The following is a 24,091-nucleotide window of genomic DNA, read 5'->3' as shown; positions in this document are numbered from 1 at the left end:
ATTTGTTGAATAGTAGACCCGGAACAATTACCTTTTAACGCATAAAAAATGATCAACATGCCCCATTCCCTTCCAATTTTACTCTTTGACGGCGTCTGTAACCTCTGCAACGGCTTTGTGCAGTTCATACTGGTGCGTGACCCGGAGGGCATCTTCCAGTTTGCGAGTTTGCAATCGGAGGAGGGGCGTGCTTTGATGGAGGAATATGGCCTTGATACAGAAGGAATGGATACGGTGGTGCTGATTGAAAACGGACAGGCCTACACCCATTCGGAGGTACCGCTGCGAGTAGCTCCGCGCTTGGCGGGATTTTGGGGCTGGGTAAGCATCTTCAAATACGTACCTCGTAGCTGGCGTGATGCCATCTACCGCTGGGTAGCCGCCAACCGTTACCGCTGGTTTGGCAAACAAGAAAGCTGCATGATGCCACGCCCGGAGTGGAAAGGTCGTTTTTTGTAACTTTCTCTAGCCGCAGAAGCACGAAGGCACAGCCCCAAAACAAACTACTCGCCCAACTGGGGGTAGTATTTTCTTCGCAACCAAAAGGCAACATTGACCAAAGCAATCAGGGCAGGCACTTCGACCAGAGGGCCAATGACTCCAGTGAAGGCTTCTCCGGAATTGAGCCCAAAAACGGCGATGGCTACAGCGATGGCTAACTCAAAATTATTGCCCGTGGCCGTGAAAGCAATAGCGGTATTGCGGGGATAATCGGCACCCAAAGCTTTGCCGATGAAGAAGCTGATGAGAAAAATCAAGCCAAAATAGATAAGCAATGGAAGGGCTATGCGCAGCACATCTAGCGGGATAGCCACGATCAATTCTCCCTTGAGGCTAAACATGACGACAATGGTAAAAAGCAGCGCGATCAGGGTAATGGGAGAGATGGCCGGAATGAATTTTTGCTGGTACCATTCCTCCCCTTTTGCGCGAACGAGTAGTATGCGACTGAGTAGTCCCGCCAGAAAGGGAATGCCCAGGTAAATGGCCACGCTCTCGGCAACGGTGCCAATAGAAATATCGACGATGGCTCCCTCGAAACCAAAATAAGGAGGGAGCACGGTGATGAACAACCAAGCATAAAAACTGTAAAAAAAGACCTGAAAAATACTATTGAGCGCTACCAGGCCAGCACCGTATTCACGGCTGCCTTCAGCAAGGTCGTTCCAGACAATCACCATGGCAATACAACGCGCTAAGCCGATCAAAATGAGCCCCGTCATGTATTCTGGGTAATCGCGCAGGAAGATAATCGCCAACGCAAACATAAGTACTGGGCCAATGATCCAATTGAGCAGCAGAGATAAGCTGAGAATTTTGACATTGCTAAAAACCTGCGGCAGCATTTTGTAATTGACTTTTGCCAATGGCGGATACATCATCAGGATGAGACCAATGGCAATGGGGATATTGGTCGTACCAATGGAGAATTGATTGACAAAATCCGCCGTTTTCGGAAGCAAATATCCTAGGGCTACGCCAATAGCCATGGCCAGAAAGATCCAGACTGTGAGGTAGCGATCGAGGAAGGATAGGCGTTTGCGCATATTGGTTGATTGTTGATGGTTGATGGTTGATGGTACTTTTACACCCTTACACTTTTACACCTTTTTAGGTGCGGAGTGCGGTTTAAAATTCCCACTTCCGACTTCCGACCTTGAGCAGTTGATGGTACTTTTACACCCTTACACTTTTCCAACCTTTACACCTTGTTTAGGTGCGGAGTGTGGTTTAAAAATTCCGACTTCCGACCTCAAGTTGCCACATGGGCTCCTTGAAATGCATACAGTATCTCGCGACCGATTTGGCGGAGGCGTTCTTCGTAGCGAGCGGCTTCTTCGGGGGTATCGTCAGCTATTTTGGGGTCTTCGTAGGTGAGGGGGAGGCGAAGATCTACACCGGGAATGAAGGGGCAGTTTTCATCGGCATCGGAGCAGGTCATGATGGCGGCAAAGTGACTTTGAGGATTGGAGGGGTCGTCAAAGGTTTTAGAAAAGCAGACCAGCGGAGGTGTATCTAGCGCGTAATGAACGCGGTAATGGGGATTTTCCCCACCTGGATTTTCAATCTGGAACCCCGCTCGTTCCAGCGCTGCGACGGCCCGGGGATTGAAGGCGGTGCTTTCCGTACCTCCAGAATAAGTCGTGACATCTGTCATCCCAAAATAAGCAGCAGCGGTGGCAGCCCAGATTTGTCCGAGATGACTGCGGCGGGAATTGTGGGTGCAGATGAAATTAAGGGAGATGGGCTGCTTGGCCTCGTTTTTTTGCACCAAATAATTGGTTAACTGGTTTAATAGTTCTTTCCTCGCCTTAGGGATCAGTGCCGCCTCGGCGAGCAACTCCTCCGTTAGTCGCTGCACGCTCTCCAACAATGGAGCACCCAACGAGGATGGTTTTGTCTCGTGTTGCACAAGTATTATTTGTAGTGGTTAACAATTACAATCCTGATCGGATACATAAGTATTGAAGAGGCCATTGAGCAGTGCTTGTATTTCGCGCCAGCGAGCAGCATCAATGCAGTAATTAACGCTGGTACCCGTGATACTCCCTTTGATAATCCCCACCGCCTTGAGTTCCTGTAGGTGCCGTGAAATAGTCGGCTGCGCAAGAGGTATTTCGGCGACCAGGTCACCGCAAATACAAGCATCCACCTTGAGCAGGTGTTGCAAAATTGCGACCCTACCGGGATGCCCGATTGCCTTGGCGATGGTTGCCAGTTCGTTTTGCTGATCGGTGAAATTTTCGGTTTTGGTGAGGCCCATTTTTATTTTGAATTATATATTGCAATATTACGATGAATAATTTTACCAACTCCAAATTTTCTCCAATTTCTTAGTTTAACTTTGTGTTAACTACTGAACATGATCCATCACTTATTTTTCTTGCTCAAGACCATCCTTTCATGATCTACCCTCCAAATCCTTTGTATCTCTCTTTCTTATGCGATTACCATCCAAGGGCAAGGCTTTAGCTGTACCAACGATGATTATTACAAAATACAGGTCGTGAGATTGGGATATAGTTATAAATTCTAACCTTCGGCGTAGGTTGCACCTTAATGTCGTCAACTTAAGACACCCTACGCATATTCATTGGGTATTTGTGCTTATGTTTTCGCTTTCGTGCATAGCTCCTTCCGGGCCTGACTGGCTCTTTATATCTTCGGATCAATCCGATCATTCTTTTGTAGAACTGTTCGTAGTCTTCCTGCCCCATCATAAATTTAGGGAGCTCATTTTTAATCAATCCTAGGGCTACGGATTTATTGATTTGATAGTGATACTTATTATTCTTTCCGAGTTGCTCTTTGTCCAATTCTTCCTGAGCGTCATTGATCAAAAGTTGGGCAATGTTGGAGGCTAGTGTTGCTGCCTGCCATTCCTGGCGGATGCCTTCTGGATACTTTGCTGCAAAGTTTTCTATTTCTGTTTTGTTTTTGTCAAAATCAATTGAGGTTTCTACCCCCCATCTTTGGTTGTACAGATCAGATAACTCATCATTTGATACCTCTTCCTCCGATAAGGAGGTAATCAGATATGCCTCTTTACCAGATTCTGCTTTGGCTCTATAAATCCTTACATCTATAAAATCAGGAAAATCAGAAAACTCTTGGATAAACCCCATCCACTTTAGCTTCTTTTTGCGTCCATATTTAGTCATATCTAAACGCAAGTTGGCATGATCCTCATCAGATGCAATAAATGCTTTGACTTCAGTACAATAATCTTTTTTGCATCTAAATAAAAAAGATACACCACTGTTATTCAATTTGTTAAACAGCCAGAATGCAGGATAGGCCATGTCTGCCAACAATATCACAGGAGCTTCGATTTTGGGTAACAACCATTTTTTTATCTCCTCCCAGTTTTGTGCAAACATATTTATTTCTGCTGCTTCATACTCATATAATTGTGTCTGCACGCTCAACCTATTAAGCACATCCCATACTTTTATGCACCTAGCCAAGCATTTAGGTTGATCACTCATTCCATTGTCCATCATACTAAATTCTGCTACTATTTCTTCCGTCCAAGGAAGATGAAAATCCGTGCCATCGCTGGATAACAGTAAATACTTTTCTTTGTATAAATGATAGTTACCTATACTATAAAAATTACTGACAAGTAACTTATTGAGGTGCTTAAAGGCTGATACCTTTAGCTTGTATCGCGCTTTGCTAAAAGCTTGTTTACTCACGACTGATTTGCCAAAACGCTGTAAAAATTTACTGATCTCAACTCCCAGACTTTTACTCACGTTGTTGACCAATATCAATATCGTTGTCGCCATCGTCAGCACCCTATTTCGACTAAAGGCCTTGGCGTTGACCTTGTGGCACCTAGCAAATTCTTCATTTCGTAGCTCTTCTTCCAAAATAGACAGTATTTTTTTGGTCCGATTCATCTTTAGCTTTATTCTAATATACCTTAAGTTGACGACATTAAGGTTGCACCTACGTCAATGCGTCTTTAGTTTACACCCCGACGTAGGCAAAGCCAACGCCGAACAAGGGATGGAACAAGATTATCACCGATTTTAAAACCTTGTCAATCTGTCAAATCCGTTAAATCCCTGCCTGCTGCAGGCAGGCGGGGCCTATCTTGTTTTATTAGCTTCGCTTCTTTCTTTATCAGGCTTTTGCCAAATTAATTTACTGCTTAGTTTCTGCAATTAAATTTGCGACAAGCGCCGTCCACCCGGTTTGGTGAGAAGCACCTGCTCCTCTCCCGTTTTCGCCGTGAAAATATTCGTAAAAAAGAATTAAATCGCGGAAATGTTCCTGCTCATAAGCCTCCGTATAAAGGCCATTAACGGGACGATGACCATGCTCATCGGGAAGAAAGATATTGATTAATCGTTGGCTGAGCGCTTTACGAATCTGGTCAAGGGTCAGCAAATTCTCGCTACCCGTAGGCAAGGCAAATTGGAGTTCATCTCCGCAATAGTGGTAATACTCCTGAATGGCCTGAATAAAAAGGTAATTCATTGGAAACCATACCGGCCCGCGCCAATTGGAGTTGCCACCAAAAAGGTGAACACTGGCTTCGGCGGGTTCGTAATCAATGGAGTAATCTACCCCCTGAATATTGAGATGATAAGGCGTTTCGTGTATTTTCGACAAGGAACGAATACCGTAAGGACTGAGAAATTCCTTTTCGTCCAACAGTGCTGCCATCAAAATTTCCATCCGCTTTTTAGGAACCAGAGAAAGTAGCAGATCATCGCCTTCGGCGTAACTCTGGATAACCGGATACTTGAGGTTTTCCATGCGATGTTCCCTAAACCAAATGACACTTTGCTGGAAGCGTGGCAATGCCTTAAGGGTTTCTCGCTTGATGGTCAACACTGCGGCCAAGGACAACAAGCCTGCGATAGAGCGTATTTTGATGGGTACCACCTCCTCACTGGGTAAAATGAGCTTATCGTAGAAAAATCCTTCCCGCTCGTCCCAAGTACTTGCGTATTCCTGACTGATGATATTAAGTGCCTCAGCAATGAAGACAAAGTGACCAAAATACTTGGTAGCCATGTCTTCGTAAGTATCGTCGTACAAGGCTATTTCGAGGCTCATCTCCAGCATATTCAGGCAATATAAAGCCATCCAGGAGGTACCATCGACCTGCTCTAAGGTGCCGCCACCAGGAATGTCATTGCTACGATCAAAGACCCCAATGTTATCTAAACCTAAGAAGCCTCCTTCAAAAACATTATTTTGACTACGATCTAATTGATTGACCCACCAGGTAAAATTGAGCGCTAATTTGTTGAACATGCGTTTGAGAAATTTCACATCTCCCTTACCGGTCTGCTTTTGTTCTATTTGGTAAATATTGATGGCTGCCCAAGCTTGTACGGGTGGATTGACATCACTAAACGACCACTCGTAGGCCGGTATCTGCCCATTGGGTGCCATGTACCACTCTTTGGTAAAGAGCAGTAGCTGCTGCTTAGCGAATTCGGGGTCGATCATCGCGAAAGTAAGGCAATGAAAAGCGGAGTCCCAGGCGGCAAACCAGGGATATTCCCAGGCATCGGGCATGGAAAGGATATCATGAATTCGCAAGGTTTTCCAGTTGCTATTACGGCCAGCCAGGCGCTCGGGAGGAGATTTAGCGATTTTGTCATCTCCTTCCAGCCAGCGTTCCACATCGTAATTGTAGTACTGTTTTGTCCACAATAAGCCCGCAAAAGCTTGCCTTTGAATAGCGGCTTCTTCGGCATCCAGCCCTTTGGTCAACTGTTCATAAAACTGGTCACTCTCCTTTTTCCGCTGGGTGAAAGCTTCCTCGAATGCAGCTCCAAAGGGTTGGTCGTGAGGTTGGTGAGAAAGTCGTAAACAGACGGTTTTCGTTTCGCCAGCCGACAGCTCAAGGACATAGTGAGGGGCAAATTTAGTCCCTTCTTCTTTACTGGTAGCAAGGGAAAAATCCTGACAGACTACCGCCTCGTGAAAAAGGTCTTTTTTACGTGGATGGTCGTTGGGTATTTTAGAAACAACTTCCGTATTGGTTTCATTTTCTGTAAACAATAGCCGCTGTGCTGGCTCAAAATAGAGGTAATACCTGCCGCCCACATATTCGTGATCAATACTGACAAACGACTGGCCATTCTGGCTTTGCTTCTTGATGACCGGCTTCTTTTCCATGCCACTAAAGCTCCAGTGATTGCGCATCACCAGGGTTGGCAACAAGTCTAACTGAGCAGGCTGATCGGCGCGGTTACTCACAGTGATTTTGATCAGCATATCTTCACTATCGGCTTTGGCGTATTCGGTAAAGACATCAAAGTATTCGTTGTTGGCAAAAATGCCCGTGTCCAAAAGCTCGTACTCCAGGTCTTTTAAGCCACGTTTCGCATTTTCGGCAAGGAGTTGCTCATAAGGGAATTGCTGCTGAGGGTATTTGTACAACTGCTTTTGGTACGCGTGCGAGGGGGTATTATCCAGGTAGTAGTAAAGCTCTTTGACATCTTCACCATGGTTGCCCTGTGGGCCAGTGAGGCCGTACAAGCGTTCTTTGAGAATGTCATCTTTTCCGTTCCAGAGTGCGATGCTAAAGCAGATATTACAATAGCGATCAGAAAAACCCGCCAGGCCATCTTCGCCCCAACGGTAAGCTCTGCTGCGGGCCTGCTCATGAGGGAAATAATTCCAGGCATCGCCTCGCGGACTGTAATCTTCGCGTACGGTACCCCACTGGCGTTCGCTCAGATAAGGCCCCCATTTAAGCCAATCTTTGGTACCGGAATAGTTTTCTTTGAGTCGTTTGTGCTCTGCAGTGTTCATGGTTGTTCTGTATAAAAACTAAAGTTACCAATTTTCCCTTCACGGCGTTTTTTTTCAATCCCCCAAGGTTTCTCCAATTTTTCTTCGTCTCTTTGTACTCATTTTTAAGGGACAGTATGGAACTAGCATTAAAAAACAAAGGGATACTTATTGCTTTTATTGGCTTGTATTTGCTTCGGTTGTTGCTTACGCAAACCATGGGCTTGATGCCCCAGGATGCCTATTATTACTATTATTCTGAGCATTTGGCCTTATCGTATTTCGACCACCCTCCGATGGTTGCTTACATGCTACATTTCTTTTCTTTGCTCTTTGGCAAGAGTGTTGTGGCCATCAAAATCACTGATTTTCTCGTAACGCTGGGTACGCTAATAAGTTTTTTCCACCTCAGCAAATACTTTCTCGAAAAAGAGCGGGCCCTAAAGGCGACCTTGTTTTTTGGCAGCACCTTGTTTGTAACGATTTTATCCATCAATACGACGCCAGACATCCCATTGATGTTCTTTTGGACGCTGACTTTGCTGGTGTTTTGTAAAGCTGTTTTCGAACAAAAAGAAGGCCTTTGGGCCTTGGCAGGCCTCTTGATGGGGCTTTCCTTTGACAGTAAATACACCGCGCTGTTTCTCCTCTTTGGGGTCTTCTTCTTCCTGCTCCTTTCTTCCCAATACCGCCACCTGCTTCTTTCCCGATCAATGCTTTGGTTGTTGCTTTCTTTTGTGATAGGTTGTACGCCGGTACTACTGTGGAATGCCCAAAACGAGTGGGTTTCGCTCCTCTTCCAATCTTCCGATCGGGCGAGCACCATCATGAAGCTATCCTTCCGATCCAAATACCTTTTAGGCAATCTGGGTACCCAGATTCTGATCCTCTTACCTCCACTTTTTATCGGCCTACTCATTACGCTTACGAAGGTCGGACAAGAAATTTTTGGCAAATGGCGTTTGCCCGATGGCAAGCAACTCTTCCTGCTGGCTTTCTCCCTGCCACTGCTGGGCTTTTTCTTTGCTGTTTCTTTTTTCTATTGGGTAAAACTCAACTGGATGATGCCGGGCTACATCGCGGCCATCATTCTAGCAGGCCATTATTTAGGCAAGCGCATCTTAAATTACCAGCTGGGGTTTGCACTGGCCTTGCACCTGGTAGCGCTCTACCAAGTCATCTATTATCCGATCATTCTTAAATCCGACGACACCTGGTTTGGTTGGGAACAACTGGCCACTGAAGTAGCAACTTTACAAGCAGCACACCCTGATCATTTTGTTTTTTCCAATGATGGGTACAAAACGACAGCTATCCTGAATTTTTATCTCGATGAGCCGGTCTACGCCGGAAATGTCATCGGAGAGCCAGGCTTTCAGTTTGAGGTCGTTAACCCGCAGTTGGATTTCCTCAAAGGCCAAGATGCCTTCTACCTGGATTCCGATAAGCGGATGAAATCTGCTGATACGCTGGCGGAAATCCCTTCTCTACTAACGGAACATTTTGACACCGTCATTCAATTAGCCCCTATCATTATAGAAGCCGACAATGGCGATATTCAGCGCAAGTTTTGGGTTTTTGAGTGCCGAAATTATCAGAGGCAGTAGCACTCCAATGTTTCTACAGAATCAATTCCGATATTTATAGTAAATTATCAATCACAGATAATTTCTGGCGCTAGATGAAATCGTTTGGTTGGAAAAGCGTAGGCTGGACTTCAGTCCGGCCACAATCGCAATATCTTCCCGCTCGGACTGAAGTCCAAGCCACGTCTTAAGCATTCAACCCCAAACGATTTCATCTAGCAGATAATTTCTTACACAGATATTGGCTACCATGGGTTACAGAAAATTTTACGTTTTATGGCTTTGCATTTATTTACAAGCCACGGGTTTGACCGCACAAAATGAAAGAGGACCGTATTATCTTTCCCTTAAGCGAGAGATCATTTATTCGGGGAGTGGATTGGTGGGAACCGTTGGTGCTTTTTTTCTCCACGAGCGTATACCTTCAATAACCGCTAGTGAAGCAAAACAGCCGAATTTAACTGGATTTGACAAAATGGGTTTGGGTTATAATTCTTCAACAGCTAAGAATTTAAGTGACCAGACCCTGTTCACCGCACTGGGCTTGCCCGTACTTTTGCTAGCGGGTAAAGAAAGCCGCCGGGATATTAGCACCATTGGCTTCCTTTATATCGAAACCATGCTGATCAACCAGGGAATTACCGATTTGGTGAAGGTAGCAGCACTACGTCCAAGGCCCTATATTTTTGAGGAAAATTTTCCCAGCACGCAGATCCTCAACAGCAATGATCGGTCTTCTTTTTTCTCCGGCCATACGAGTAGTACCGCTACAGCAAGCTTTTTCGTGGCCCGTGTCTTTGCCGATTACTATCCACAAAGTAAACTAAAACCCTACGTATGGGGAATGGCTGCTGCCTTGCCGGCGCTCACGGGCTACTTGCGGATTAGAGCAGGTAGGCACTACCCTAGCGATGTGCTGGTTGGGTACCTGGTAGGAGGTGCAGTTGGTTACCTCGTTCCTACCCTTCATAAAATACAGCCTAAAAGAAAAAATTTATCGATCGCTCCCGGTATGGGAGGCTTGTACTTGAATTATGATTTTTAAACCTAATGCCGCGGCTTACGTACCGTAAACACCCGACTCACATTGAAGCCAAAATGAATACCTCCATCAAGCCAATCACCACTGGTTTCGGTGATGAAGCCTTTTTCAATCATGGAGGTACTATTGGTAAAATGGAGCTGAAAAACGTGCCCGCCAGTTTCGATGTCGAAACCAATGCTGAGGCTATTCCGGTAGCCGGGGACAAGCTGATCCGGTAATAAATAGACGTATTCGGCATTGATCGCCATTCGCTTGGTCAGCTTGATGCGGGTAGCCATTGCGGCAGCATATACGTCGTTGGCTTCTATGCTGTACTTGACGAGGTTGCGGTGCACCACGGTAGGCGAAAACTGGAGACTAAAATTATCACTGAATTTACGACCAAAAATCAACTGGTAAGTATAGGTAAGGCGAGAGGAGAAATAATTTTCCCGATCGGGGTTGGCCCAACGCAAGCCCTGTACCGCGGTACTGGCAAATAAGGCGGCAGTAATGGGCATTACTCTTTTTCCTGAGCTTTGGCGGAGAAATTTGTACTTCACAAATCCGTCCAAGGTTTTTTCATAGCTGCTGCGACCAAAACCCACCGTCAGGCGGTTGGTGATACCATAATCAGCACCGATACGAATGGTTGCATTGTCTAGCCCAAAAAGGTCATAAGCCCCTCTGTTGAGCATCCCAAAGCGGTGAGATATTTTGATATCGAGTACACCTGCCGAAGTGCTCTCTAAACTATGGAGGTTGATAACCCGATTGGTTTTAAAAGCAGCAGTGGCGTAATCGGTTGTTTCTTCTTCCCCCAGCAAATCGAGCAGATCATCCTGGCTGTAAGCAGACCATCCAAAGCAACAGAAAACAAGAAGTATTATCCAGTTCTTCATGATATAAAATTAAAATAGGGGCTACCGAGTGTAATTATCCTGGTAGCCCCTGGTACGACATTACTTGTTCAGTTGAGCAAGTTGTACATCGACAGCGATCGTTACTTCCTTAGCGATGTTTTCGGCAACCACTGAAGGAATTTCAATTTCGTAATCTGCCACTGCTACCGTAAAAGTAGACTTTGCAGCAATAGCGCCCCCTTTGATGGTAATCGTACCCGGGGCGGTTAGTTTTTGGGCTACTCCGTGGATCGTCATATCTCCGCTCACGGTAACGGGGTAGCTGCCGTCTTTACCCCAATTCACCTTGCTGGCGTCGTCGATCTGTCCTTTGAAAGTAGCCTTCGGAAAGGTGCTACTTTCCATGTAGTTTTCGTTAAAATGCTCCTGCATCAAAGCTTTTTCGAACTGAAAAGCTTTAATCAAGATGGCAAATTCCATCCGGCTGCTCTCGGTATCCAGGATAGCCGTTGCAGATTGATTAACTGCTTCGATTTTTTCCACGGGAGCTTCCGAAGTAAAAGTGACTTTACCTTCGCGGGTAAAATACTTTTGCGCATTTACAGTACCTCCAATAAGGAGCATAGTGGCTAAAAGAAAAAAGAACTTTTGCATTGGTTTGATGATTTTTTCCGTTTACACGGCAGTTTGGGGAAATTTTATTGTACGGGTAAAAGGTACTTGGCACTTTGGTATGTCGTCAAATCTGAGTCTATCAAAAATCCCTATACCCTATACTAAGTACCTCGTACAGTGAGGCTTGCCTTCTCATTTTGTGACTTTTAGGTACACAAAAAGGCAAGCCTCACGTTATTTTACTTCTACACAACGTACCAGGACGACATCCATGAGCATTCCGGTACATTTTCCTTTAAAGGTTACCGATTCTCCAGGCTGAAAATCAGTACGCTGATGATCGCTGAGTTCGTCGAGCTGACAGATGACACCGAACATTTCGTCGCCACTATCAAGCGTTACCTTCACGATGCCTTCTGGCGATTTACTTACTTCGCGCACCTTTCCGGCAACGGCAATTACTTTATCAAGATAGTCCTCGTTGGCTTGAGCTTCATTTTCGGCGAAAGCCTTAAACAATTCACCTGCTGAGATTTCGACATCCGTCTTGGCGTGATCCATATTTTCGTGGGGTTTGTTCCACATATAAACACCGATCACAGCACCGATCACAGCCAACAAAAGGCCATATTTAATGATATTTTTCATAGATAGTTTGAGTTAATTATTAGGAGCGCCAGCGGCGACCCAAGCTTCAATCTTTGCAATATCGCAGGCAACCATTTGTGGTTGATTTTTCGGCATAGGGGAAACCCCTGCTTCATGGCGGATGACTTTGAGCAGCTTCCCATTGTCTACCTGAACTTTTAGTGCGGCATACCCTTCCAGGGTGATATTGCCAAAATTGGAAGCAGCATTATGGCAACTGTAGCAATTGGTTGTAATGATGGACAGTACCTCCTCGCTGTAATTGACATTATCAGTCAGGCATTCCAGTGTGGGGTAAAGTTCTTCCTCCACATCGTAGTAACAAGCGGTGGCCAACCAAGTCAGGCTCAGTAAGAACAGTAATGATGATGACTTTAACATTTTTCTAGTTGTTAGGAGCACCGGCATCTACCCAGGCGCGAATCTGATCAATTTTACAATCTGAAAGCTTTTGCCCTCCCTGCGGCATTGGCGAATAAGCCGAATCATGGCTAACAGCTCCTACCAGTCGGCCATTGAGTGCTACGGTTTGGACACCAGCATGCGTAGATAAGTTGATTCCTCCCGAGGGTGCACTACCACTGTGGCAACCCAGGCAGGTATTCTGCAAGATGGGTACAATGGTCGTTGCGTAGCTCACATTATCGGTATTACAAACGCCAGCATCGGGATCGCATTCCAGATTTTCAGCACCTTGAAGAATCCAGGTCGCGATCAAGTTAATCTGGCCACTGGTAAGACCAGCTCGTGGAGGTGGCGGCATTCTTTTATCCGGGTCGTTATCCGTGATCACTTCGTATAGGTCACTACCGTCCAAATCAAAAGCCCTCACGTCGGCAGTTTGCATGACCCGCTCGTAGCTCGTAAGCACCACGCCGTCTTGTGCAGAAGCGGCATCGTGGCAACCACTGAAAGCACAATTGGAGGTGAGGATCGGCTGAATATCTAATGCGAAATACACTTTATCCGGATCACAAGGCGTGCCCATAGTGGTGGTATCCACTGGATTATCCGTCGTATCAATCGGCATCATATCATCCTCAACAATAAAGGGATCATGCTTACAAGCATTGAACTGAATGATGATCATTAAGAGGATGATTACCCCCAAACCCGTCTGAATAATTTTCGCCATCTCTTCGTGTCGCTATTTATCTATAAACTTAAGGGGATAATGTTTACCTTCAAAATCCTTTCTCCTGAACGGGAACAATCACTGCTTGAGCAGGAAAAAAGTACTTATAACGCTCGCGGTTGACGATTCATCATACTGGGCGCACCCTGTAACTGAGCAGCAGCATCAAGTGTAAATATACCATTGGTAACGATTTCTTCTCCCTCTGCCAAGCCCTCCAGGACCTCCACCTCTTCTCCTTTGGTGTTCCCGGCTTGTATCTCCCGCAATTGGTAAACAGGTGCTCCATGGGTTTCTTTTTTAACAAAAACGACGGAGCGCTTACCTGTCCAAAGAACAGCCGAACGGGGAACCAGCAAAACCGCTGAGGCTTTACTCGGAGTAGATGCTATCGTCACCCTGGCCAACATTCCTGGCCGCAAAGACAGCTTTGGATTGGCTAAACTTACCAATGCCGACAAGGTGCGGCTTGATTCTTCCATCTGAGCCGCAAGGCTAATGATTTCTCCCCCGAAGGTTTCCTCTGGAAAAGCATCGACATTGATCTGAACTTTCTGCCCCGTGCGTACATGGCGAATAGCTGCTTCCTCCACCGCAACCTCTACCCATACCGTTGACAAATCGACCATAGTATAAAGTGTAGTGGGTGCCCCCATGATGGTATTGACGGCTTGCTCTCCGACGTGCGCTTCCAGGCTTTTCACCAAACCCGAGGCCGTAGCATAAATATCTACCGCCTGATGGTAATCCTCCGCATTCACCAGCTCATCAAAAACACTTTGAGCAACTTGCCACTCGCGCAGGTTGTTTTGGGCCGACAGCCGCAAACTTTCCGGCGTATTGGGCCTCCGAAAGGCTTCTACGGCCGAAATGAGTTCTTTGCTGTAGATGCGCGCGATGGGCTGGCCCTTGCTGATCCACTGTCCGGGGCGTTGGGCGTACAGCTTTTCAATCCGCCCCGGCAAATTGGCGACCTGGGTAAAAATACGGTTGTGATCGGGTACTATTTTGCCAACAGCTCTCAAGGTCGTGGAAGCCCTACCCGACGAAGAAAGTACGGTGCTGGTCTGGATATTGGCGAGGGCAGCAGCCTCTGCTGTAAGTACTACCCCTTCCTTCGCAGCACCAGGAAGCACAACCTCGCGTACCAGGGGCATTTGGCAAAAGGGACAATCGCCGTCGGTTGTCACCCGCACCTGGGGATGCATGCTGCAGCTGTAGCCCAATTCCGTAGGGCTACAGTTCACAAACGACATCTCCCGTTCCTTAGCTGATCCACCGAGGTTACCCCAGCAGTAGCCGATCCCTAGCGCCGCTAAAATCGCTAACAGATAAATTCCTTCTTTTCTCCTATTCATAGGCTGTTATTGAATCACTATTCTCCCCAGATAGACCTGCTTGGCACTCTTGGCTTCTACCAGGTAAACGCCCGCCGGTAATGGTTTAGACAGTTGAAGATCCACTGTTTCACTTATCTGTGTAGACAGTGTGCGTACTTGCTGGCCATTCATTTGGTAAATCTGGATCCTTAATTCCTGCCCAACATCTTCCGCATTCCAGCCTTCCAGTCGCCATTGTTGATGACTAACACTAGTGGGGTTAGGAAATATCAACAATGCCTTATTGCTGTTTCGCTCGTAGCTACCTACCGTGCCCACCAGCTGATCTACACAGTAGACGCTATTACAATTGTTTACGGTATCCTGTACCAAAAGACACACCCTGTAAATGCCATCCGTGGCATATTCATGGGAAGGAAACTGCTGTGTGGAGGTGGTACCATCACCGAATCCCCATAACCACTGGTTGGGTGTACCCGTTGTTTGGTCAATAAAGAGCATCTCTAAGCCGTCGCCGTTTTGGGAGGTGAAGTTGGCTTCAAAGACCAGGCAAGGGTCCGAAAGATCAATACTATCACAATAAGTTGAGGTACACTCGTCTGTTACGATGGTCAGGCAAACTTCGTAAGTAGCCAGCGCAGGAAAAGTGTAGCTCGGTGTAGGATTACCCGAGATTTGTACCCCTTGCGGGAAGGTCCAGGTCCAGCTTGTAACTGCGCTACTGGTCAGGCTCTCATCCGTAAACATCACACTAAGTCCTTCAATTTCATAACTGTAACTTGCTTCACAAAGATCGTCACCAAGAGAGATCGTTTGACAAATCGTATCCTGGCACATCAAGCTTTCATTGCTGATGATTAAACACACAGGGTAATCGCCACTACCGGGAAAGGTGTGCATTGGGTTTGCCTCATTACTGGTGCTGCCATCGCCAAAATCCCACAACCAACTGTCTGGTTCTCCCGTACTCACATCGGTAAATTGGTAAGTAAATGGAGTTGGTCTCAATTCGTAGATATAATCAGCTGTTACCCCAAAACATACATCGTTACAGTCGGGCATCTTGATGAGGGTATCCAAACGGCAGTTTGCATCAGTATTGTCTATAAGACTCAAAAGATAAACCTCTCCGTCTCCCGGCAATGTCAGTTGGTGCTGTTGTAAATTTCCGGCTTGATAAAGGCCACTGCCTACCAATGTTTCGTTGATCAACACTTGATAACCATTCCCTACAGGATAGCTCAGGCCAAAGTTGACTAACACATTCAATTCCTCATCTTCACATTCGCCTACTGCCGTAATATTTGCCGCCATCCCAATTCCTCCCGGTGAACCGTGGGGAATACAATAGTAAGGGTGTTCGCCAGCAGATTGGATAATCACCTCAAATTCGGTGCCATTGCCCAACAGGCCACTGTTCCATACATCGGGGCCTTCATTGGCATCTGAGGTTACGGTGTGTGGAATATCGCCTGTCCAGATAAAGTGGATGGTATCTCCTACTTCTACCATCAGCTGCAAGGGGAGGTAATCGAAATCACGAACCTGCACTTCGTGGCGGGTTTTGGTACCTATCTCTATATCATCAATCGTAAAGCCGCAATTACCATCACAATCTGCCGTTAACATCATTTGGAATTGGCAATCATTTATTTCCAGGTCTTCAATGGTGACCTGGTGAGCCAAGCCATCGTTTATCACAAATAGCTGAATCAAAGTAGTTTCACCCGTGTAAACATAAGGGCTATTCTCCTGAGCTACGCCATCAACCAATACCCGGAAGCCATTGCTACCTGGGTTTTGTGCTACAACGGCCAGGTTGATCGTTGCCATGGCATCGCCACATTCCCAACTTCCTTGGGTAAATGCTTCCAGGTTACATTGAGGGCTACAATCCGGCGACAATATACTACGGGTAGCCGCACAGAAAGGCGTCTCAACATCCTGTACCGTGAAGACCAACTGTTCCCCATAGCTGGGGTAAAGAACATTCAGCACATTTTGACCGGTTGGATCATCGTACAAGAATGGACTTCCAGGCAATAACACTCCTCCGACAAATACGCGATATCCCAGGTCACTACCATTGGAAACACCAAATCGAAGTTGGTAATTGGCCAACGAATCCTCACAAGCAGGTAATGCTTCAATTATACCAGCCATACCTATCCCTCCGGGGCCACCATGCGGAATACAGTAGTAAGGATGAATGCCCGCCTCGGTTAATACCAATTCGTAAATACCTCCCTGCCCCAGCAGGCCGCTATCCCAGACATCGGCTCCACTCGTCGCATCAGAAGTGGTCGTATGAGGGATTTCTCCCGTCCATACAAAACGTATGGTCTCCCCTACTCTGGCTTGTAAATAGCTGGGTTCAAAAACAAAATCTTCCACCGCTATTGTATGTACAATGCCACTTCCAGTAAAGACCTCAAAGTCTTCGACCAGGCAAATCGCCGGACAGTCTGGAGCCGTAAAGTTGACGCTGGCGGCACAGAAACCAACTTCCATATCTTGAATGGTCAGGATATGTGCAGTAGCATCACCAGGTACTTCAATCGAAGTAACGTTCTCACCCGCAGTATTTTCGTAAGGAATAGGCCCCGCCACAAGTACGCCGTCCACAAAAATGCGGTATCCCAGCGGACTTCCATTCGTGACATGGAAAGAAATACTTACTAAGCCTTGCCCATTGTTACAAGTTTTGGTAGCCGTAATATTTCCTGCCATGCCAATCCCTCCGGGGCCACCGTGAGGAATACAGTAATAAGGGTGCTCGCCCTCGGTTTGGATGACGACATCATAGGTCGCTCCCTGACCAAACAGACCGCTGTTCCAAACATCATCGCCTGAAGTGGCATCGGAAGTGGTCGTGTGCGGAATCACTCCCGTCCAGACATAGCGAATGGTATCTCCCACATTAACGTTGACTTGACTGGGCGTGAACACAAAATCCTCTACCAGCACGGTATGAACCACGGGGCCAGTAGCCACCATCAGATCCGTCACCAAGCAGTTAATCTGGCAATCGGGCAACAGGACCTGGCTACTTGCAGTACAGGAGGTACTATCTTGGTCCATCACTGTTAAGGTCCGTGTGTTACCCGTACCATTAAGCCAGATGCTCGTATTGGTGGTACCACCCACTGCATAAGGGATAGGATCATTAGAAATCGGTGTACCATCTAATAAAATGATAAATCCACTTCCCTGATTGGCCGCATTGACACTCAAACCAACTTCCACCTGACCATCGTCGTTGCAATCACCTAATAAGGTAGCTTCTAACATCAAGGCACAAGGTTCCATATTGCCGCCACAATCTGGCACAGCTACCACATCTTGTACAAAACAGGATGCATCTTCCAAATCCGTGACCCTCACCAAATGGCTCTGACCGTCGCCTGGTATTTGAATCAACTGCGTGGTCTGAGCTCCCGTATATTCAAATGGACTTCCGGAATACTGCTGTCCATCGACCCACAAGCGATAAGAACTGCTATTGCCCATGGCATTAAACGAAACGGCTACAGTAGCCAGGCCATTCTCACAAGGGGGCGAAACCTCTAAAGTGCCTGCCATACCAATTCCTCCAGGCGCACCATGAGGAATGCAATAATAGGGATGCGTACCTATCGTGGTAGGCACTACATCAAATACCGTCCCCTGACCCAATAAACCAGAATCCCAACTATCAGGACCAGCACTGGCGTCAGAAGTGGTGGTGTGAGGAATTACCCCCGTCCAAATAAAACGCACCGTATCCCCCAAGTTTAGACTCAACGTAGCGGGTGCGAAGACAAAGTCACGTACTTCTACTTCATGAACGATTCCACCACCTTGTCCTGCCACCGTAAGTTGTAAATTGTTCAATTCACATGGAGTAGCACAGTTGGTTGTTTGCAGTTCTGTACTTGCCGTACAAGTATTGTCTTCTAAATCCGTGATTGTGATGGTGTGGAACTGGCCATCGCCCGTCACGTTGATCGTCACCGTGGTGGTGCCGCTGCCGCTGTAGGCGAAGGTTCCGGATGCACTGCCGTCAACCGTAACGCTGAAGCCACTTGCGCCGCCTCCTACGTCTGAGACCGTCAAGGTAACGGGTACTTCATCGCTCGCTGTACATGCACCGCTTTCTGCGGCCGTTAGGCTCAACGAGCAGGTGGGGGCATTACAATCGGGGGTGCTGATGCTCGTGCTCGTACTACAAGCACTGTCGTCCGCATCGCGGATGGTGATCGTGTGGCTCTGGCCATCACCAGGTACCAGCACCGAGGTACTGTTTTGACCAGATGGATCGTAATTGCCACTGCCCGCCACCTGACCGTCGACCAGGATTTGGTAACCATTGAAGCTGCCGCCTTGCGCACTAAAACTCAAACCTACCGATACCTGACCGTTGGTACAATCGGCTTGCACCGTGATGGTGCCCGCCATGCCAATGCCACCAGGGGCTCCGTGTGGTATACAATAGTATGGATGCAAGCCTGCGCTCAGCACCGGAGAGGTGTACGTAGCTCCCGTGCCCAACAAACCAGAGTCCCAACTGTCAGCGCCGGAAGTAGCATCGGAGGTGCTGGTGTGAGCCACTGCGCCCGTCCAAATCCATTCCACCACATCACCAGCTGTGATCGTGATATTTTGGGGAGAGAAGTCAAAATCGCGGACTTCTACTGTGTGGGTGGTGCTGCTACCGCTGCTCGCTACCAGGTTGGTGATGCTACAAGGGATGATGCAATTGGTAGTTTGCAGTTCTGTACTTGCCGTACAAGTATTGTCTTCTATATCCGTGATCGTGATGGTGTGGAACTGGCCATCGCCCGTCACGTTGATCGTCACCGAGGTGGTGCCGCTGCCGCTGTAGGTGAAGGTTCCGGATGCACTGCCGTCCACCGTAACGCTGAAGCCGCTCGCACCGCCTCCTACGTCTGAGACCGTCAAGGTAACGGGGACTTCATCACTCGCATTACAAGCACCGCTTTCTGCGGCCGTTAGGCTCAATGAACAAGTGGGGGCGTTACAATCGGGGGTGCTGATGCTCGTGCTCGCACTACAGGCACTGTCATCCGCATCGCGGATGGTGATCGTGTGGCTTTGGCCATCACCGGGTACCAGCACCGAGGTACTGTTTTGACCTGATGGATCATAATTGCCACTGCCCGCAACCTGACCGTCGACCAGGATTTGGTAACCATTGAAGCTGCCGCCTTGCGCACTAAAACTCAAGCCTACCGATACCTGACCGTTGGTACAATCGGCTTGCACCGTGATGGTGCCCGCCATGCCGATGCCGCCAGGGGCTCCGTGTGGTATACAATAGTAAGGATGCAAGCCTGCGCTCAGCACCGGAGAGGTGTAAGTAGCGCCCGTGCCCAACAGGCCAGAGTCCCAACTGTCAGCACCGGAAGTAGCGTCGGAAGTGCTGGTGTGAGCCACTGCACCCGTCCAGATCCATTCCACCACATCGCCGGCGGTGATCGTGATGTTTTGGGGAGAGAAGTCAAAATCGCGGACTTCTACTGTATGGGTAGTACTGCTACCGCTGCTGGCTACCAGGTTGGTAATGCTACAAGGGATGATACAGTTGGTTGTTTGCAGTTCTGTACTTGCCGTACAGGTATTGTCTTCTATATCCGTGATCGTGATGGTGTGGAACTGGCCATCGCCCGTCACGTTGATCGTCACCGTGGTGGTACCAGTGCCGCTGTAGGCGAAGGTTCCGGATGCACTGCCATCAACCGTAACGCTGAAGCCGCTCGCACCGCCTCCTACGTCTGAGACCGTCAAGGTAACGGGGACTTCATCACTCGCATTACAACCACCACTTTCTGCGGCCGTTAGGCTCAACGAGCAAGTGGGGGCATTACAATCGGGGGTACTGATGCTCGTGCTCGCACTACAGGCACTGTCGTCCGCATCGCGGATGGTGATCGTGTGGCTCTGGCCATCACCGGGCACCAGCACCGAGGTACTGTTTTGACCCGATGGATCATAATTGCCACTGCCCGCCACCTGGCCGTCGACCAGGATTTGGTAACCATTGAAGCTGCCGCCTTGCGCATTAAAACTCAAACCTACCGACACCTGACCGTTGGTACAATCGGCTTGCACCGTGATCGTGCCCGCCATGCCAATGCCGCCAGGGGCTCCGTGTGGTATACAATAGTATGGATGCAAGCCTGCGCTCAGCACCGGAGAGGTGTAAGTAGCGCCCGTGCCCAACAGACCAGAGTCCCAGCTGTCAGCGCCGGAAGTGGCGTCGGAAGTGGCGGTGTGGGCTACTACACCCGTCCAAATCCATTCCACCACATCGCCGGCGGTGATCGTGATGTTTTGGGGGGAGAAGTCAAAATCGCGGACTTCTACTGTGTGGGTGGTGCTGCTACCGCTGCTCGCTACCAGGTTGGTGATGCTACAGGGGATGATGCAGTTGGTTGTCTCTATTTCTGTACTTGCCATACAAGTATTGTCTTCCAAATCCGTGATCGTGATGGTGTGGAACTGGCCATCACCCGTCACGTTGATCGTTACCGTGGTGGTGCCAGTGCCGCTGTAGGCGAAGGTTCCGGATGCACTGCCGTCAACCGTAACGCTGAAGCCACTTGCGCCGCCTCCTACGTCTGAGACCGTCAAGGTAACGGGTACTTCATCGCTCGCTGTACATGCACCGCTTTCTGCGGCCGTTAGGCTCAACGAGCAGGTGGGGGCATTACAATCGGGGGTGCTGATGCTCGTGCTCGCACTACAAGCACTGTCGTCCGCATCGCGGATAGTGATCGTATGGCTCTGGCCATCACCAGGTACCAGCACCGAGGTGCTGTTTTGACCAGATGGATCGTAATTGCCCGTGCCCGCGACCTGGCCGTCGACCAGGATTTGGTAACCATTGAAGCTGCCGCCTTGCGCGCTGAAACTCAAACCTACCGATACCTGACCGTTGGTACAATCGGCTTGCACTGTAATTGTGCCCGCCATGCCAATGCCACCAGGGGCTCCGTGCGGTATACAATAGTAAGGATGCAAGCCTGCGCTCAGCACCGGAGAGGTGTACGTAGCTCCCGTGCCCAACAAACCAGAGTCCCAACTGTCAGCGCCGGAAGTAGCATCGGAGGTGCTGGTGTGAGCCACTGCGCCCGTCCAAATCCATTCCACCACATCACCAGCTGTGATCGTGATATTTTGGGGAGAGAAGTCAAAATCGCGGACTTCTACTGTGTGGGTCGTGCTGCTACCGCTGCTCGCTACCAGGTTGGTAATGCTACAAGGGATGATACAGTTGGTTGTTTGCAGTTCTGTACTTGCTGTGCAGGTATTGTCTTCCAAATCAGTGATTGCGATGGTATGGAACTGGCCATCGCCCGTCACGTTGATTGTCACCGTGGTGGTGCCAGTGCCGCTGTAGGCGAAGGTTCCGGATGCACTGCCGTCCACCGTAACGCTGAAGCCACTCGCTCCGCCTCCTACGTCTGAGACCGTCAAGGTAACGGGCACTTCATCACTCGCATTACATGCACCACTTTCTGCGGCAGTTAAGCTCAATGAACAAGTAGGGGCATTACAATCGGGGGTGCTGATGCTCGTACTCGCACTACAGGCACTGTCGTCCGCATCTCGGATAGTGATCGTATGGCTCTGGCCATCGCCAGGTACCAGCACTGAGGTACTGTTTTGACCCGATGGATCATAATTGCCACTGCCCGCCACCTGACCGTCGACCAGGATTTGGTAACCATTGAAGCTGCCGCCTTGCGCGCTGAAACTCAAGCCTACCGATACCTGACCGTTGGTACAATCGGCTTGCACCGTGATGGTGCCCGCCATGCCAATGCCGCCAGGAGCTCCGTGTGGTATACAATAGTATGGATGCAAGCCTGCGCTCAGCACCGGAGAAGTGTACGTAGCGCCCGGATTCAACAAGCCAGAGTCCCAACTGTCAGCGCCGGAAGTAGCATCAGAAGTGCTGGTGTGAGCTACTGCGCCCGTCCAAATCCATTCCACCACATCTCCAGCCGTGATCGTGATATTCGCAGGAGCGAAATCAAAATCAATGACTTCAACAGTATGAACCGTACTGCTACCCGTAACGGCAACTAAATTAGAGATACTACAAGGTATCGTACAATTGGTCGTCGTAATACTGGTCGTGCCAGAGCAGGTATTATCATCGTTATCTCTTACGACAATATTCTGTACCTGTCCATTACCCGGTGCATTAACAGTGACCGTGGTCGTTCCGCTGAGGTCATAACTATAAGTACCTACTGAACTTCCATTGATTAAGACTGTGAATCCACTTGTTCCAGCATTAATAGCGGAAATGGTCAGTGTCACAGGTACCTGGTCACTCGCATTGCACGCGCCAGATTCTGCAGCACTTACTTGTAAACTACAGGCCGGAGCGGCACCACAATCAGGAGCTAGATAGTTCCGGCTGAGTATACAGGAAGGATCGTTGACGTCTCGTATTTCAATCGTATGTTGCTGCCCATCCCCAGCCATAGGAATGGAAGTATTTTGGGTTCCAGTACCATTGTAATTGTTTTGACTAACGACGTTTCCGTCTACCAAAACCTGGTAACCCGCAGCATTAGCCAGGGAGGTTGTAAAGGACAAATTGAGGGTAAACTGACCGCTGGCAGGACAATTTGCGACCAAGATGCCCGACATTCCCGTACCATTGGGTCCACCATGAGGAATACAATAGTAACGATGAACACCAGGGTTGACAATATTAACTTGGTAGTTGGACCCAAAGCCAATGACACCAGAATTCCAGCTATCGGGGCCAGAGGTCGCATCCGAGGTAGTAGAATGCCCATCTCCCACCCAGACGAAATCTACCATGTCACCTACTGTAATCGTCAGATTATTAGGAGAAAAGAAATCATCACCAACGTCCACTGTATGGGTGACACCTCCGGAAGAACTAACATTGAGGCTGGAAAGAAAACAGTCGGAGGTACAATCCGGCACCATAAATTCAAACGTTGTACTACAAGTACCTATATCTTCTGAATTAACCACAACGGTGTGTGTCAAGCCATCACCTGCTACGGTGGTATTGATCACCACAGGCTGATCATCCCGAATACGAAAAGGGCTTCCAGCAACTAGGTTGCCGTCAATGGATACATTAATGTCTCTTGCCGCATCGTAGGGATCTGAAATATTGATTGTAATCGGAATCTCGTTGTTAGCATCACATTCTCCTACACTGACATTGACCGATAGTACACAAGTTTCAATTTCAATGCAAGAAGTATTCGTACAACCACTTTGTGTAGTGATGGTCAGGCATACATTGTAAATATCAGGCTGAGAAAAAGTAAAAGTTGGATTTTGCTGGGTTGAGTTTCCTTCCTCAAAGTCCCAGTTCCACGCTACGATGGGGTCGCCGGGGTTAGAAGTTGACTGATCAAAAAAGTCAATGGTAATACCTGTTTCTCCAAAAGAAAAGGAAGATTGGCAATTTTGACCCGTGAGTGTAGGTAAACAAGTCCAGAGGAGGATCAGTATAGTCAAGTACTTCATTTGCTGCGATGTCAGATAGTTGGAAAATTCCCTTAAAACTAGCTGTTAGCGCCTTGACAAAAGGAAGGAACCCACTGAACGGG

General features: G+C 48.2%; 15 protein-coding genes. 3 read left to right on the top strand and 12 right to left on the bottom strand.

The window, feature by feature from the left end; translation table 11 throughout:
* Positions 1-57 precede the first annotated feature (57 nt).
* Positions 58-459, top strand: a complete 402-nt coding sequence (locus tag AB0L18_RS15785; protein ID WP_367388269.1) for a thiol-disulfide oxidoreductase DCC family protein — start codon at positions 58-60, stop codon at positions 457-459.
* A gap of 44 nt (positions 460-503) precedes the next feature.
* On the opposite strand, the gene arsB is transcribed toward AB0L18_RS15785, so the two are convergent.
* From arsB to AB0L18_RS15760, 5 genes are all read right to left on the bottom strand, one after another.
* Entirely contained in the window at positions 504-1,547 is a 1,044-nt protein-coding gene (arsB, locus tag AB0L18_RS15780; protein ID WP_367388268.1) for an ACR3 family arsenite efflux transporter, read from the bottom strand.
* 206 nt (positions 1,548-1,753) lie between these two features.
* Positions 1,754-2,413, bottom strand: coding sequence for a low molecular weight phosphatase family protein (locus tag AB0L18_RS15775; protein WP_367388267.1), 660 nt, complete (start codon positions 2,411-2,413; stop codon positions 1,754-1,756).
* Positions 2,414-2,431: 18 nt separating this feature from the next.
* Positions 2,432-2,764 (bottom strand): ArsR/SmtB family transcription factor, encoded by a 333-nt coding sequence (locus AB0L18_RS15770; protein WP_367388266.1) that lies wholly within the window; start codon positions 2,762-2,764, stop codon positions 2,432-2,434.
* A 307-nt stretch (positions 2,765-3,071) separates the two neighbouring features.
* On the bottom strand, positions 3,072-4,376 hold the full coding sequence (locus AB0L18_RS15765) for an IS4 family transposase (protein ID WP_367388265.1): 1,305 nt from the start codon (positions 4,374-4,376) through the stop codon (positions 3,072-3,074).
* Positions 4,377-4,653: 277 nt separating this feature from the next.
* Positions 4,654-7,287, bottom strand: a complete 2,634-nt coding sequence (locus AB0L18_RS15760; RefSeq protein ID WP_367388264.1) for a glucosidase — start codon at positions 7,285-7,287, stop codon at positions 4,654-4,656.
* Between the two features lie 116 nt (positions 7,288-7,403).
* Here AB0L18_RS15760 and AB0L18_RS15755 point away from each other — a divergent pair, with 116 nt between their 5' ends.
* Both AB0L18_RS15755 and AB0L18_RS15750 read left to right on the top strand, forming a co-directional pair.
* On the top strand, positions 7,404-8,873 hold the full coding sequence (locus AB0L18_RS15755) for an ArnT family glycosyltransferase (RefSeq protein ID WP_367388263.1): 1,470 nt from the start codon (positions 7,404-7,406) through the stop codon (positions 8,871-8,873).
* A gap of 286 nt (positions 8,874-9,159) precedes the next feature.
* Positions 9,160-9,897 carry a phosphatase PAP2 family protein gene (locus tag AB0L18_RS15750; RefSeq protein WP_367388262.1) on the top strand — a complete coding sequence of 246 codons (738 nt, stop codon included), beginning with the start codon at positions 9,160-9,162 and terminating at the stop codon, positions 9,895-9,897.
* A 2-nt stretch (positions 9,898-9,899) separates the two neighbouring features.
* Here the strand turns inward: AB0L18_RS15750 and AB0L18_RS15745 are convergent, their stop codons facing one another.
* From AB0L18_RS15745 to AB0L18_RS15715, 7 genes are all read right to left on the bottom strand, one after another.
* A complete protein-coding gene (locus AB0L18_RS15745) occupies positions 9,900-10,778 on the bottom strand; it encodes a DUF5777 family beta-barrel protein (protein ID WP_367388261.1) in 879 nt (292 codons plus the stop codon).
* A 60-nt stretch (positions 10,779-10,838) separates the two neighbouring features.
* Complete coding sequence (locus AB0L18_RS15740; RefSeq protein ID WP_367388260.1) at positions 10,839-11,393, bottom strand: YceI family protein; 555 nt, start codon at positions 11,391-11,393, stop codon at positions 10,839-10,841.
* A 195-nt stretch (positions 11,394-11,588) separates the two neighbouring features.
* Positions 11,589-12,002, bottom strand: a complete 414-nt coding sequence (locus AB0L18_RS15735) for a hypothetical protein (RefSeq protein WP_367388259.1) — start codon at positions 12,000-12,002, stop codon at positions 11,589-11,591.
* A gap of 12 nt (positions 12,003-12,014) precedes the next feature.
* Entirely contained in the window at positions 12,015-12,383 is a 369-nt protein-coding gene (locus tag AB0L18_RS15730; RefSeq protein WP_367388258.1) for a hypothetical protein, read from the bottom strand.
* Positions 12,384-12,387: 4 nt separating this feature from the next.
* Complete coding sequence (locus AB0L18_RS15725; RefSeq protein WP_367388257.1) at positions 12,388-13,137, bottom strand: c-type cytochrome domain-containing protein; 750 nt, start codon at positions 13,135-13,137, stop codon at positions 12,388-12,390.
* A 104-nt stretch (positions 13,138-13,241) separates the two neighbouring features.
* On the bottom strand, positions 13,242-14,495 hold the full coding sequence (locus tag AB0L18_RS15720) for an efflux RND transporter periplasmic adaptor subunit (RefSeq protein ID WP_367388256.1): 1,254 nt from the start codon (positions 14,493-14,495) through the stop codon (positions 13,242-13,244).
* Between the two features lie 6 nt (positions 14,496-14,501).
* Positions 14,502-24,008: a plastocyanin/azurin family copper-binding protein gene (locus AB0L18_RS15715; protein WP_367388255.1), complete on the bottom strand. Its 9,507-nt coding sequence runs from the start codon at positions 24,006-24,008 to the stop codon at positions 14,502-14,504.
* Positions 24,009-24,091: the final 83 nt, after the last annotated feature.

This window comes from Lewinella sp. LCG006, assembly GCF_040784935.1.
Classification (GTDB): Bacteria; Bacteroidota; Bacteroidia; order Chitinophagales; family Saprospiraceae; genus Lewinella.
This window is presented reverse-complemented; position numbering and strand designations above follow the sequence as displayed.